Genomic DNA, 14,857 nt, shown 5'->3' with positions numbered 1-14,857 from the left:
GCCGAGGCTGTATCACTTGGTAAAAAATTTAAAACACTTATTTTCTAAAGAAGGAGTACAATATGGCAAAAATTTTAATAGTTGAAGACGAACCCTCCATTGCGGATAATATTCGCATGGCACTCGATATAGAAGGCTTCCAACATTGCTGGGCCTCAACTTTGGCAAAAGCAGAAGAATTCTTAGCACAAGGAGCCATCAATCTCATCATCCTCGATATTGGCCTCCCCGATGGCAATGGCTTTGATTTTTGTCGCCAATTGCGCACTTCGCAAAATATCCCCGTCATCATGCTCACGGCTCGTTCAGATGACGTGGACCGCATTGTCGGCCTCGAAATTGGTGCCGATGATTATGTGACCAAACCCTTTAGTCCCCGCGAACTCGCCGCCCGAATCAAAAGTGTTTTGCGAAGAACGCAAAATTCTTTTGATTGCGAAATCCAAGCTCAAACTTGCCAAAAACTAAAAATTGACTCACAGAGTTTTTCCGCTTATTATGGCGAAGATAAGCTGACTTTATCTGCTCATGAATTTCATTTGATCGAGGCCTTAGCAGCTCAACCCGGACGCGTTTTTAGCCGTCGCCAATTACTCGAACGTGCTTGGCAAGACCCTAATTCTGCCATGGAACGCACTGTCGATGCTCACGTTAAAAGCCTGCGCGCCAAACTGAAAAAAACTATTGGCAAAGACCTCATCATTACTCATCGTGGCTTCGGCTACTCCTTAGAGGATCCTCAATGACGCGACTCACCATTAAGCAACGCATCATTTTGACTTTCGGAATTATTTCCGCCCTCGCTATTTATCTTTTTACCGATTCACTCAATACCAATTCTCGCCGTCACTACCTAGAAGCTAGTGAAGAACTCATGTACGATCAAGTTTTCACCCTGCGTTCCTTCATCTATGCCCTGCGAACTGAAGATGACCCCATGGCGCTCTCGGCTCTGAAAACTAGCTTCGCACAAAAAGACTCCATCTTAAAACAAACTCCTAAAGCAAAAATCTATGCCATTGAAAAATGGGGTACCGATACCCAACTCTACCTCACTGACAAAGATGGAGATATCACCTACCATAGTCAATCACCAGGTGAACTAGGAAAATCTTATAATCATTGGCGCAATATCAGTTTAGCTCTAGCTGGTGACTATGGCGCACGCTCCACGCGCTCCGACAAGGACGATCCATCCACTTCCGTACTACACGTCACTTTGCCCATTTACGATGATCAGCAAAGACTTTCGGGCACCATCACCCTCGTCAAACCCGTCAAGCGCCTCAGTCTTTACCTCAATTTGGCACGTAAAAAGATTGTCCGCACCGCCTTCTTAACCCTGGCTCTTTTGATTCTACTGTGCTTTTACTTTACTCGACGGATTGTGCGACCCATTGAGGCCTTAACTGAATTTGCCGACGAAATCGGCATGGGCCAACGCCCCAATTTGCCTGCCACGCCCTATGGCGAGATCAAGATCCTCGCCAACACCATGCAAGAAATGCTCAAAAAGCTCGATGGTACGGCCTATGTCGAAAGCTATATGCAAACCTTGAGCCACGAACTCAAAAGTCCCCTAGCTGCGATGCATGGTGCTCTCGAATTACTGGATGAAGCCAGCCCCGAGCAAGCCGCAAAACTCTGCTCCAACTTGCGCAAAGAAACCACACGTATGAATAAGATGATCGAAAATATTCTTTTCCTAAGTCGCCTCGAAAACCAAGCACAAGACATGGAGAGAAACGAAATCGACCTCTGTGCCCTCGCTAAACATATCCTCGCAGAGAGTCGTGAACGCTACCCACATCATCAATTCCGTTATCGCAACACTATTTCCAAAGCCCCCGTGCTAGGAAATGATTTCTTGCTCCAAGTGGCCATCAATAACCTCGTCAAAAACGCCGTAGAATTCTCCCCAGAGGAAAGCATAATCGAAATAAGTGCCACCAAAAATGCCCATCAATTCGAACTCACCATTACCGATCCTGGGCAAGGCATCCCCGATTATGCCTTAGATAAAATTTTTGATCGCTTCTATTCACTTCCCCGCCCCAATAATGGCCGCAAGAGCTCCGGTCTCGGGCTCGCCATTGTCCGTGAAATCCTCTCCCATCACCACGGCGATATCACCATCACTTCCAAAGGTGATCAACTAGGAACCCAAATACAAATCTCACTCCCCATTGCTCGTTAAGCTGCCTGAATTAATTCCCCACATTCGTTTAATAAGGGCATACGCCCGAAAGAATGTAATGTCCACCATGAGGTGGATGACACAAGCCAATATGCCTCACTAAGGCCCCGTTTGGGTCTGATACTTTATGCCGGACTCACCAGCGTGCCCTGCTTAATACTTAACGTTTATCCTGTGGCTCACGCCACAGGATAGTTTATATCGGGCTAAAGCCCTGCAATGAGGTCTTACTTATTTAACAAAAATAAGGTACCTTTAGCTGCTATATACCAAAAAATCCTTCATCCCCCCTCTTACAGCCATTTTTGTCCGGAATAGATATGCACTCTCAAGCTTATTTATATGATGAATCGTCGTTATTAGACATTTATATGTCGTTTATGGATAAATAAAATCAGTGAAAAATTTGTTAGAATACCTCGAGCCATTCGATTTACATACAGATGCATTACAACAACTTGCACTTTAGGATAGTTCATGAATAGAAAAAAAATCACACTTATTGAAATGGCGCTTGTCATGGCCATCATAGCCATACTTCTCAGCTTATTGTTACCCTCATTAGCTAAAGCTAGAGCCACTGCTAGGTTAGCAGCTTGCTCTAGTCAACAAAAACAAATCGGCATTGCCTTTGCTCTCTATCATGATGATAATGAACGTCGCTACCCTATATACGGTAGTAGTACTGATGAGCAAGTTTCCTGGGATGATCAGTTAGGGGATTACGATGGCAGAGAAATTACTCAAGAAGAAAAAGAATATTTGAACTTCAGAACAAGTGATCCGCGTTATAATAACGATCTCTACTTATGCCCTGCCAATATCCAAGAACGTGACGTTGGTGTACTTAAATCATACACCATTAATGATGAACATACTAAAACCGATGTCACACATGACAAAGCCGTTCGCGGTATAGCTGGCTGGGCTGGGCCATCTGACGCCAAGTTTGGCTGGTCAATTAAATATACCAAGATCGCTCGCCCCAGTAATTTTATCGTACTCACTGAAGCGCAGAGTTACGGAAATCTCCTTGGCTTTGCCGGAGGCTTGAGCGTAAGTGGTGGCGGTGATTTCAGTAAATCTTATTCGCCAGTAAACTTACCAGTACATAGTCGAGATAGGGGTGGAGTTAAAGGCTTTTACGTACATGGTACAAAAAGCTTCAAGCTTAATGTCCTACACGGGGATGGTCATGTTTCTTTCAGATCTATTCCCGATAGTCTTGGGGAGAACTCGGCTAACTTTTACGAGGGGACTTGGACCACTAGTGGCGACCTCATTGAATCCGACTGGAACTCTCTTTACTAAAACCACACACCTAGGTAAAAGCCCTGATCATTTCGGGGCTTTATTTATTAAACTCAATTAATTATAACTTTTTTCCTCTCCACAATGTTAGATCAGACTTTTTTTTACGATAGTATAACATGAATTCAATCATCATTTGTAGTAATAAAAAAAGCAGGCCCTCACTATGAAGTTTAAACGCAGTTTACTGATCCCATTTTTTTTAATTTTTGCGATCTTCGCAAACGCACAGGAAAAAACTACTAAAAAGAAAGTAAAGAAAGCGCCTAAGCCACCTAAAGTTCTGGTACCTCCTAGTGCTGAAGAATTGGGAAAAGTCGAAGATGCTATAATGGCAGTTAAAGCTCAAACTCCAAAGCAGCAAAGAAAAATCCTTGTCTATAGTCAAAGCCACGGCTTTAAGCATAACTCTCGCCTCATCGGAGAAGAAATGCTCAAACTTATTGAAGAAAAACTGAAGATTTTTACAGTGACAATTAATAACAATCCCGAAGAATGGACTGACGAATACCTAAAAGACTTCGATGCCATCTGTATTCTCAATGCCACTGGGCTCGAACATGCCTTTAGAAAAGATGAAAATAAAAAAGCCTTCATCAACTTCGTTGAAAACGGTGGTGGTCTTTTTGGCATCCATGCAGCCACTGATGGCGGTAAGGATAAGTGGCCCGAGTACTCAGAAATGTGGGGTGGCCATTTTGATTGTCATCCATGGGGTAAAACAGGTACTTGGAAGATTGACGTTTGCGATCACAGCAACCCAATTAACAAATGCTTCCAAGGTGAAAACTTTGCCATCAAAGACGAACTTTACCTCCACAAGGGTCCTTACAAAGAAGGTGGCTTCAATACACTTACTCGAATCGATGTAAATGAAAAAGTAAATACTCACAACCCTAGTGGTAGCATCAAAACTGTCCCCGGCGAAAAAGATTCCAATGGAAAAAGAGGACCAAGAGTCGACCTCGATCTAAGTCGTGAGTACCCGACCTCCTGGAACAAAAAATTTGGCGAGGGTCGCATTTTTTATACAACTTTTGGACATAATGAATCCACTTATTGGAATCCAAAAATCGTTGAACATTACATCTCTGGCTTGCAGTACACCCTAGGTGACCTGGAAGCAGATGACACTCCTAAACCCCTCAAATAAAAGGTGAGTAAATGAAACTTTCAAAACTTATCACTCCCCTCCTCATGACCAGTTCATTTTCAGCCATGGCAGACCTAGGCAGCGTGAGTCGCGATAATATCATAAAAGATCCCGTCCCCGTTCACTTAGAAGCGCAGGAATCTTTAAAACAAATCGAAGTCCCCAGCAACTATAAAATTGAACTCGTCGCCTCTGAACCCATGGTTGAAGAACCGGTGTGCATGGCCTGGGGATCTGACGGTGAACTCTATGTTGCAGAGATGTTAACCTATATGCTTAATCTAGATGCCACTGACGAAAAAACACCCAGATCACGAGTCATTAAATTGGTCGACAGCAACGGCGATGGCAAAATGGATAAAAGAACGGTATATCTCGATAACTTGACCTTGCCGAGAGCCATACTGGTTTTGGATAAAAAAGTAGTCATCGGTGAGCCGCCGAATTTATGGATTTGTGAAGACACAAATGGCGATGGCGTAGCAGACAAAAAAGAAAAAATGAATATCGAATTTGGTCGCCTAGAAAGAAATGTTGAACACGATATAAATGGCTTGCAATGGACTTTAGACAACTGGATCTACTGTTCTAAATCATCCCTACGCTTTCGCTACAAAGATGGTAAACTCATTGAAGGTAAAGTTCCTTTCCGTGGTCAATGGGGCCACACAACAAATAACCGTGGAGAACGCTTCAATACAACCAATACGGTTCCGGTAATTTCTGATATCGTCAAATCTCATTATTTACAAGATAGTCAATTTGCTCGTAAGCATCCACATATTTTCAGTTCGGCTCGAGAAAGTAAAAAATATTTAGAAGTTTTTCCTGTGTGCGGTACGCTCGACACTCAAGGAGGTCGCGGCATCAATCGTGTTGAAGAAGCTACCCTGCATAAATTCACTGCCGTTTGTGGTCAAACTTTTTTTAGGGGTGACCGCTTAGGCAAAGAACTGGAAAACACTTACTGGGCCTGTGAGCCGGTAGGTCGTCTGATTCGTGCCTCTAAAGTCGAATACAAAAATGGCTATCAGTACGTAGAAAATATCTTAGAAAAAGAAGAGGCAGAGTTCATTGCCTCACGCGACCCTTTATTCCGTCCCGTCAATGCTTATACCGCTCCAGATGGAACTCTTTGGTTCGCTGATATGTACCGCGGCATTATTCAGCAAGGTAACTGGACACGCGAAGGCTCCTACCTTAGAAAGGAAATTGAACGAAGAGGGCTGGATAAATTCACTGGCAAAGGTCGTATTTATCGCTTAGTCAACAAAAACATAAAGCCTAGTCAACTCCCAAAATTCTCCCAAGCATCAACGGCGGAACTTATTGTAGCACTTTCGAATCCTAATGGCTGGTGGCGAGATGAGGCTCAAAAACTTCTCATTCTTAGAAATGCGCCAGATGCTATTTCTTTACTCAAGAAAAACCTCAAACGCTGTCGAAATGAATTTGGCCGAGTTCACAGTATTTGGGCCTTAGAAGGTCTAGACGCTTGGACGCCAGAATTAGCCCTTACGATGATGAATGACTCTAGTGAAGATGTTCGCTTATCCGCACTGCGTGCTTGCGATTCCTTAATCCCAGAGGCAAGTCCTAAATTTGTTCATCAACTCACTCAGGCATCTGGAAATGACACCATTGCAGTGACTGTTCAGAAACTCATGACCTTGAGCTTAGCCCAAACAAAAGAAGACATAGTCGAGCAGGTTTTAAATACAATTGCTAAAAACTTTCAGGACGAAGTTGTTTCTAAATCCGTGTTGATCACTCTAACGCCCAACGAAGCCTTCACGCTCTTGACGAAAATTAGTAATGATCCAAAGTTCAACTCCTCTATCCAATTACTTCCCCAGTACTTGAGTCTCTATGTAATGAGCGAGGGCAAAGCCAAAGGTGCCGAAGACTACCTCAACTTATTGGCTAAATCCAAAGGCGCATTCGCACAATCTATGATCAAGGGATTAAGTGTTGGCAACTCCCACATCGGCACAAAAATGAGACCCGTTAATCTGCCTTTGATTAAACTCAAACAGAAACCAGAATCTCTCGCTACAATTGAAAATTCTGGGCTAAGTAGCTTGGAATTGTCCCCTCTCACGACTTGCCTAACCTGGCCTGGAGAAGCCAAATTCGCCAATAGCGCGGCGCTTCGTCCCCTCAAGGCTGATGAATTAAAACTTTATGAGATGGGACAAAACATCTACAGAAGTGTTTGCATTGGCTGTCATGGCGCTGATGCCAAAGGTTTAAGTATCCCTGGGGGCACTCAAACTATGGCTCCACCCTTAGCTGGCTCAGCAAGAATTAATGATAAGAGTCCTCGTGCTTTTGTAGAAATCCTCCTCAAAGGTTTAACTGGTCCCATTGACGGTAAAACTTACCCAGGCCCCATGGCTGCCATGGGAAATAATGATGACGAATGGGTAGCTGCCATCTCAACATATGTACGTCGTTCCTTTGGCAATACTGGGGAACCCGTCACTATTGCGGAAACCGCAAAAATCAGAGGCTGGTCAAAACGTAGAACTAAACCCTACACCATTGAAGAACTCAGTTTAACAAAGCCACCTAAGCCCAAAAATAAGAAAAAGTAAGCCACCTTTTTCCTAATAAATAAGCGGAGAACTTTCATGAATAAAAAAACATTCACCATAATTGAACTCTTAGTGGTCATTGCAATTATAGCCATTCTTTTCACCCTGCTTGTTCCAAGCTTAAAAAAAGCGAGACAAGTATCAAGAACTGCAGTCTGCATGAACCAGCAAAAGCAAATCGGCTTTGCGTTTATCCTATATCAGGGAGATAACAATGGATACTTTCCAGCAGGAAAAGATGAGAATGATAATGTTTCATGGGATGATCTTTTAGGAGTTTATGATGGTCGTAACTTAACTGAAGCGGATATGTTAGCCAGTAGCTTTCAGCAAGATGATAATTTAAACAAAGCTTATGAGCTCTACCAATGTCCCGCAAATATACAATATTTTGATGAAAAACGCGTCCTTAAATCTTACAGTGTAGCTAGACACTACAGCAATGACCTTTCAGTTCTTGGTGTGATGGCTTTTACCAATCATGACTCAGATGCTAGTACCCCTAAGGTAGCTTAGTCTCTTAAGGTCACAGACATAAACAAACCTTCACGCTTCATCAGCATGACTGAATTTCAAAATCAATGGAACCAACTTGGTAATGGTGGCACTCAGGGAACTTTCTCTCTAGGCTACATCACCGAGAAATATGGCCCTACTAATGCAGATAGTACCCACGGACTGCTTGGTGGAATTAAAGGGTTTTTCCCACATGACCCAAAAAGCTATAAGCTTAATTACCTACATGGCGACGGACATGTCAGCCCTCAGTCCTTTCCCAGTACTTTGAGTCATCCAGAAAGGTTTTTTGATGGTAATAACTACCCGAATCAATACATCATCTATACTGCGTGGAACGCAGTTGAAGACTAGTTGATAAATTTATACTCATGAAGACACAAAGTGCCATTCAGAAGTGCCATTGCTTTGACTAAAAAAGAATGAGAATTTTGATCAAATCACGAGATGTTCACAAAGAATAGAAAAAAATATGGTGATAACAGATGAAAAATATTTTTACAGTAGCGTTAGTTGCCACTGCACTTTCTGGGGTAATAGCTGCGGAAGCCAGGAAAGGACCGGATAGCAGCCTCATCAAGGCGGACTATACATTGTACGTCTCACCCGACGGAAAGACTTCTGCGAACGGGAGCAAAGCATCACCATTTGGAAGTTTGCAGGACGCCTTGGTGAAGGTTGGGAAACTTGGAGAAGACAAGAAGACTGGACGAATTATTCTCCGGGCGGGAACCTATAATTTTGAACGTAGTATTTCCCTGAACAAGGTATCGAATCTTCAGATCATGGCGTGCCCTGGAGAAGAGGTCTACTTCTCCGGAGGAGTAAAGGTCACTAGCGAGAACTTGAAGCCGGTTTCCGATCCTCAGGTATTGAAACGGCTATCGGAGAGCAGTCGAGACAAAGTCGTTTCGATCGATCTATCCAAGTTTGGTATCACCGCTAAATCATGGAAAAAAAGGTTTCGAGGTTACGCCGGATGGCCGGAGGTATTTGTCGGCGGCAAGCCTTTTCAGCTCTCAAGGTGGCCAAATAACGGGTACGCCAAGGTAGGGCAAGTACTGGACATGGGGGGGATGGTAAGCAGCAGAACTGGCGATAAAGAATTAGAGAACGACAACGTGGGTACGTTTAAGTATGTCGAAAACAGACCCGAGGTTTGGGATGACAGCGAAGGCATATACTTAAACGCTTACTTTGCTGAGAAGTGGTTTGATGAAATCGTTCGGGTACGTAAGATTGATACGGAAAATAAAACAATCACGATGGACTCAAATACCCAGTATGGCCTTAAGGGCATGACCGGGGGATTCTACTACGCGATCAACCTGATTGAGGAGCTTGATCAGCCGAGCGAGTACGTAGTCGATTATAAATGCAACAAACTTTTCATCTATTTGCCTGCATCTGAAAGAAAAGAACTGATCATCCCCACACTGAGCGCCCCATTCATTAAAATTGAGAACTCAAAAAATATCGTGATTAAGGGAATAAGCTTTGATTATGGCAAGGCTACTTTCGTAGATATCCAGAATTCTACCGAGGTGGTTTTAGATGATTGTCTCATGCGCTTTGGTGCAAGTCATGCAATCAGCATCAGCGGTGGCAGGAAGTGCGGTGTGAATGCATGCGAACTGTCTATGTTTGGCGGTAGCGGAGTCCTTATTGCTGGAGGAGACCGCAAAACGCTGAAAACTGCCGATCATTATGTCCGAAACTCCACGATCCACCACTTCGGCAGGTTGAATAAAACGTACAACCCCGCGGTGCGTTGCACTGGCGTGGGGCTGACTGCTGAGCATAATCACATTCATGATGCTCCGCACGCAGCCATTCTTTTCAGAGGGAATGATATTCATATCATGTACAATAGAATCGAGCGGGTTTGTCTGGATACCTCGGATGCTGGCGCGATCTATTGCGGCCGGGACTGGACTTATGGCGGGAACCTCATTCATGGAAATTATATCAAAGACCTTGGTGGGTCTAAAAAGCTGCACAACCAAGCCATTTATATGGATGATATGTCATCGGGGGTAACCATTACCAACAATATCAGTGAGACTGAAACCGGTTTCCTGCTTGGTGGCGGCAGAAACCTTACGGTAAAAGGCAACCTTTTCATTAATGCATATAATAGATCGATTCGATTCGATTCACGCGGAACAGGCTGGGCGCTCAAAAAGCGTCCATGGTTAAAGAAGCCAAATGGTATTATGTGGAAGCGCCTTGCTGCGGTTCCCTATAAAGAAGAGCCTTGGAAAAGCCGCTTTCCGTATTTGCTTACGCTAAAGCAGGATGCTCCAAATGAGCCTCGCCATAATGTAGTTGTCGACAATGTTCTGGTGAACTCTCGAAAGTGGCAGATTGATGACAATGTCACAAAGCACGGAACAGTTCAAAATAATGAAGTCATTAAGACTAAGGAAGACCTAATCGAGATAGTGAACGGTGTGGTTAAATCTAAAAGTGATAAGACAAAGCACCTTGATGGCATGAAAATCGGTCCAGATATAAAAAGGAGAACATTATGAAAAAACTAACATTTATCACAATCTTAATTTTATGTGTAACATCAATATTTGCTGATAGTTCCAAGCCAAATATCGTTCTCATTTTCACTGATGACCAGGGTTGAGGCGACATTGGTAGCTTTGGGCTTAAGCATGGCAAAACTCCGCACCTAGACCGAATGTCTTACGAAGGAATAAAGTTTACCGAGTTCTACGTAAACTGTGCCCAATGCTCCGGTTCCCGCGCCGCACTTATGACCGGCTGCCACTATCAACGCATCAGTATGCCAAAAGTTTCATGGCCAAACGAAAGCGGAGGTATTCATCCTTCAGAGACAACGATAGCCGAGATGCTAAAGGCTGAAGGCTACGCAACAGCCTGTATCGGTAAATGGCATCTTGGACACCGCAAGGGATACCTCCCGATCGATCAGGGTTTTGACTATTACTATGGTCTCCCCTACAGCAATGATATGACCTATGACACTCATTTGGCTAAGGCCGAAGACATCCTTCTTCGTGAAGGATGGACAAAGGAGAAGCTCGATAACTATAGCAAGAAGAATAACAAGAACAAAGTACCGCTGATGCGTGACAGGGAAGTTATTGAATTTCCCGTTAACCAAAAGACCTTGACCAAGCGCTATACAGAGGAAACAATAAAATTTATTCGTAAGCACAAAGATGAGCCGTTCTTCGTCTACCTGCCACACAGCATGCCTCACAACCCTATTGCGGTATCAAAAGATTTTGAGCCCGACCTGACCAATAGTAAGAACGAACTAAAAGACCTCTATGCTAAAGTTATGGAGGAGATCGACTGGTCTGCTGGTGAAATACTCAAGACATTAAAGGAGCTTGGACTGGATGAGAATACGCTAGTGATCTTCACAAGTGATAACGGCCCAAACCGTGGTTCAACTGGTGGCCTGCGTGGCATGAAAGGAACTCCTTATGAAGGTGGAATTCGCGTACCGTGTATCATGCGATGGCCCAAATCTATCCCGGCCGGTAAAACCTGTAACGAGATGGCAACAACTTTGGATATCCTGCCAACTGTTGCCGGAATAGTAGGAGGTAAAGTTCCGACTGATCGCAAGATCGACGGTAAGGATATACTTCCGTTGATGAAAGCTCTACCAAACGCGAAGACACCATATGATAACTATGTTCTCCTCTACAACGAGGGCTGCGTACGCAGTGGAAAGTGGAAATATTACCCTTTTAATGCTGCCGAAGCAAAAAAGAGACCGCTCAAGAAAAGTGACCCCCGAAGTAAGGCTCCTGTACAACTCTACGAGCTCTCAGCGGATGTTTCAGAAAAAGTCAATCTGGCTGAAGAATACCCTGAGGTTGTTGCCCAACTCCAGAAGGCCTATGATGAGCTCAAATCTGATATCGAGAAAAACGCTCGGCCAAGAGGTGAATAAGGCAATCCTGTATAATTAATTAGTACTTAGAGCTGGGGTACAGAATTCTTAATATTCAAAAGATTACATGGACAGCTGTACCCACAACAGACATATGTTGCTTTAACCATAATGGCGGCTATTACGGAGACCGCGAAAATGATAGTTTGATCAAAACTTAAAACGTTTACTATCGTAAATTGGCTAAGTTTAAGCATAAAAAATACCAATTAAAAAGTAAATCTCTTTGTCTCCCCTTTCATCTCTTTGTGGTGAGGATTTGGAAGGGGAGACATTTTTTGCTAGGTTCTGAAAAGAATGAATCTTATTCAAATTTTATAAACCTTCACTTTTTTACAGAGTCTTTGGAAAGTAAAGGTACTGTAACTTTCTTGGCCCAATCTTGCCATAGCTTTATAGCTCCCTGACGCTGAGATGAATTTGCAGCTGCATTATAGCCAAACCTGCCTTTCCCATCTGTACCTTTCACAAGAATCATATGAGCATATCCGCGCACTCCCTGATCTGAATCATCTAGAAGCTTGATTAGTGTCTCTACGACCTCCCGGTCGTCATACATGTTCCCTAAGGTCATCATTTCATATGTCTTCGATAATGCCGTAATCAACTGAAACCTTATGTACTGACTTAGAGATCTATCTAAAACTGAATTTATCAAAATTTCTTTGGCATTGAACTGACGCCATTTTACATAACGTCCCAAAACATGGCAGGCATTAAACCTGAAATCCTTACTCCACACCGAATCTTTATCCGTAATAATTTCTCCAAGTTTTTCGATAAAAGCGGCTCCATAAATCGTCGAATAAGCGCTCGTTAAAGCAGCTATTCTAACCTTCTCATTTTTGGAGTCAAAAGCCTTAATCAGCGCCTCACCCGCAAGAGGCCCACCAATACGAGCGGCTTCTTTAATGTATTTTTGAGCTTTAACAAGATCCATCTCACTTATATTTGCCTTCATGAAATGTAGTCTACCCAATTCAACTTTATTAAGTGGAATGATTTTATTTCGCGTAGCATGAATCCTGCTAAAAACGTCATCATTGACGAGCATATTAACAGGCTCTCCTTGGAAAACTCCTGCGTGGTTTACATCTTTAAGTTCGCGGTAAATATAACTAATTCCTTTACTCGCCAATTCATCAGTGTAACAACGTGAAAGATTTACGTCAATTACATAGTCACTACTACCATGAACGTGGTAAAACTCAGGAAAATAGTCCAATATAATAATTTTATTTTGAATACCGTATTTTAGTAAATGATTCCTAAATGACTTATCCAAAAAGCTCATATCATAATCAAATCTTTTCCCTGTCCATTCACCATTGACTACACCGTCTTTCCATTTTAGTTTGACCCAATCTTGTTTTGGATACCCTCCAAGGGACGTTTTAGTCCAATCTGAACTATAGGCACCTGCATATGCAGTGACAGAAGCAAAATCTTTTAGATTATCCCATATAAAACGTGTAACCATGAAACCACCTCTAGACCAACCCATTATGTGTACTCGACGCGGATCAATTGGGTAGTTTTTCATAGCCCACTGAAAGACTTTATATGATGGCTCATGGTCAGCAACTTCCCAATCTCCTAAATATTCTTTATAGGCTTGGGGACCGCTCGATTTCAGTCCAATAATGACATATTCATCTAGGACTTTCTGTCGTTCCAAAAATGTTTTTGTTGGCCAATTAATCATCGAGCTTTCGTTTCCACCATGTGGATGAAAAACAAGTATGAGGCCAAGTATTTTTCCCCTCGGAAGTTTCATGGGTACTCGAGCCGTGAACTTCATACTCAAATCATTATTAAATGTAAGCGTGTCACTAAAGGTACCTGTTAATAACGAAGGTTCTTTACCGTATATAGCTCTTGAGAAGTCAGTTAGAAAAAACAAAAAAATCAAAACCTGAACATAATTTTTGTGTATCATCATAACTAAATCCTTAAAAATAAACTTATTAAAACTTATACCTTAATAAATTATAGCGCTCAATTCAATCTCTATAAATAAATCAACTGCCGGGCTTAATTCTAAGTATTGCGGAAACCGCAAAAATTAGAGGCTGGTCAAAACGTAGAACTAAACCCTACACCATTGAAGAACTCAGCTTAACAAAACCACCTAAGCCCAAAAAAAAGAAATAAATTTGGCTTATTAACTGTGGAAAAGAAGATTTGTTTAAGCTTGCTTATTTAGGACCGTTCGATGTGGATAAGGGATTTCGATGTCGTTTTCCCTAAAACTCAAGAGCACGTATTTGTTTAAGTCTCGGGAGACTTCTAAAGCTTTGCCAAAGTCTTCCGTCCAAAAGTCAGCTCTTAATAAAATGCCCGATTCACCTAGCTCTGAAACAAAAACATTCACTTTAGGTGGAATCGTGCCATCGGCTTGAGGCTCTTGTAAGCTCAGCACCTCATCTCGATTTTCGAGATAATCCTTAATGATTTTCATGGCTAATTCAAAGTCAGATTCATAGGCTACTGAAACTTTGAAGTTGTAGCGAATCTTTTCATCTGAAATATCGAAATTCACCACTGCATTGGCACTAATCACTGAATTCGGAATAAGAATACGGCGGTTATTGATGTCTGCTAAGACCGTGTGACGCATGGTGATATCCTCGACTTTTCCGCGTGTTTGTGGATCCAATTCGAGGAAATCCCCCACTCGAAAGGGTTTAAACATAATGATGAAAATGCCACTGACGATGTTCGACATTGCCTCTTTACCCGCGAAGCCAACTGCCGCAGCAATAATACCTGCCGAAGCAAAGATGGTTGTTCCTAAACCCGACAAGCCCGGAGTTCTTTTAAAAATGATTGCAAAGGCAACCATGTAGATGACAAAACTCACCCCATTTCTAATGAAATAGTAATTTGTTGATTCAATTTTTAGCGTTTTCACTCCACGGTCAATTAAAGCCGTAAAGCCACGCTTACATAAATGTGAAAGCAGGCATGCTAAAAATAAAATAATCGGGATGTGAACATATTCAGCCATAAGTGCATTAAACCTTCATTACAGTTTCAATTCTCTTTCTATATAGAACAAACTATACTGCGCCTAATTTTATTATCGTAATAAAATCCCGCTATTTGTGTTTGGTCTTACTAAATGAAAGAGTTCATGA

General features: G+C 42.6%; 11 protein-coding genes. 9 read left to right on the top strand and 2 right to left on the bottom strand.

What is annotated here, in order from left to right; translation table 11 throughout:
• Window positions 1-62 precede the first annotated feature (62 nt).
• The 9 genes from creB to PQO01_RS11250 all read left to right on the top strand — a co-directional run bounded on the left by creB (window position 63) and on the right by PQO01_RS11250 (window position 11,717).
• Window positions 63-746: a two-component system response regulator CreB gene (gene creB / locus PQO01_RS11290; protein ID WP_274314131.1), complete on the top strand. Its 684-nt coding sequence runs from the start codon at window positions 63-65 to the stop codon at window positions 744-746.
• Window positions 743-2,197, top strand: a complete 1,455-nt coding sequence (gene creC, locus PQO01_RS11285; RefSeq protein WP_274314130.1) for a two-component system sensor histidine kinase CreC — start codon at window positions 743-745, stop codon at window positions 2,195-2,197. Before creB ends, creC begins: the two co-directional genes overlap by 4 nt.
• Window positions 2,198-2,674: 477 nt before the next feature.
• The gene (locus PQO01_RS11280) at window positions 2,675-3,508 is read left to right on the top strand and encodes a DUF1559 family PulG-like putative transporter (protein WP_274314129.1); all 834 of its coding nucleotides are present in this window, start codon (window positions 2,675-2,677) and stop codon (window positions 3,506-3,508) included.
• A 166-nt stretch (window positions 3,509-3,674) separates the two neighbouring features.
• Window positions 3,675-4,661: a ThuA domain-containing protein gene (locus tag PQO01_RS11275; protein WP_274314128.1), complete on the top strand. Its 987-nt coding sequence runs from the start codon at window positions 3,675-3,677 to the stop codon at window positions 4,659-4,661.
• 11 nt (window positions 4,662-4,672) lie between these two features.
• A complete protein-coding gene (locus PQO01_RS11270) occupies window positions 4,673-7,258 on the top strand; it encodes a DUF7133 domain-containing protein (protein ID WP_274314127.1) in 2,586 nt (861 codons plus the stop codon).
• Window positions 7,259-7,294: 36 nt separating this feature from the next.
• On the top strand, window positions 7,295-7,774 hold the full coding sequence (locus PQO01_RS11265) for a DUF1559 family PulG-like putative transporter (protein ID WP_274314126.1): 480 nt from the start codon (window positions 7,295-7,297) through the stop codon (window positions 7,772-7,774).
• A gap of 45 nt (window positions 7,775-7,819) precedes the next feature.
• Entirely contained in the window at window positions 7,820-8,128 is a 309-nt protein-coding gene (locus tag PQO01_RS11260) for a hypothetical protein (protein WP_274314125.1), read from the top strand.
• A gap of 131 nt (window positions 8,129-8,259) precedes the next feature.
• Window positions 8,260-10,308, top strand: a complete 2,049-nt coding sequence (locus PQO01_RS11255) for a right-handed parallel beta-helix repeat-containing protein (protein WP_274314124.1) — start codon at window positions 8,260-8,262, stop codon at window positions 10,306-10,308.
• A gap of 110 nt (window positions 10,309-10,418) precedes the next feature.
• Complete coding sequence (locus PQO01_RS11250) at window positions 10,419-11,717, top strand: sulfatase family protein (protein WP_274316140.1); 1,299 nt, start codon at window positions 10,419-10,421, stop codon at window positions 11,715-11,717.
• Window positions 11,718-12,042: 325 nt separating this feature from the next.
• Here the strand turns inward: PQO01_RS11250 and PQO01_RS11245 are convergent, their stop codons facing one another.
• On the bottom strand, window positions 12,043-13,659 hold the full coding sequence (locus PQO01_RS11245) for a prolyl oligopeptidase family serine peptidase (protein ID WP_274314123.1): 1,617 nt from the start codon (window positions 13,657-13,659) through the stop codon (window positions 12,043-12,045).
• Window positions 13,660-13,905: 246 nt separating this feature from the next.
• Window positions 13,906-14,727 carry a mechanosensitive ion channel family protein gene (locus PQO01_RS11240; protein ID WP_274314122.1) on the bottom strand — a complete coding sequence of 274 codons (822 nt, stop codon included), beginning with the start codon at window positions 14,725-14,727 and terminating at the stop codon, window positions 13,906-13,908.
• Window positions 14,728-14,857 lie beyond the last annotated feature (130 nt).

Source organism: Lentisphaera marina (assembly GCF_028745505.1).
In the GTDB taxonomy this organism is placed as follows: domain Bacteria; phylum Verrucomicrobiota; class Lentisphaeria; order Lentisphaerales; family Lentisphaeraceae; genus Lentisphaera; species Lentisphaera marina.
This window is presented reverse-complemented; position numbering and strand designations above follow the sequence as displayed.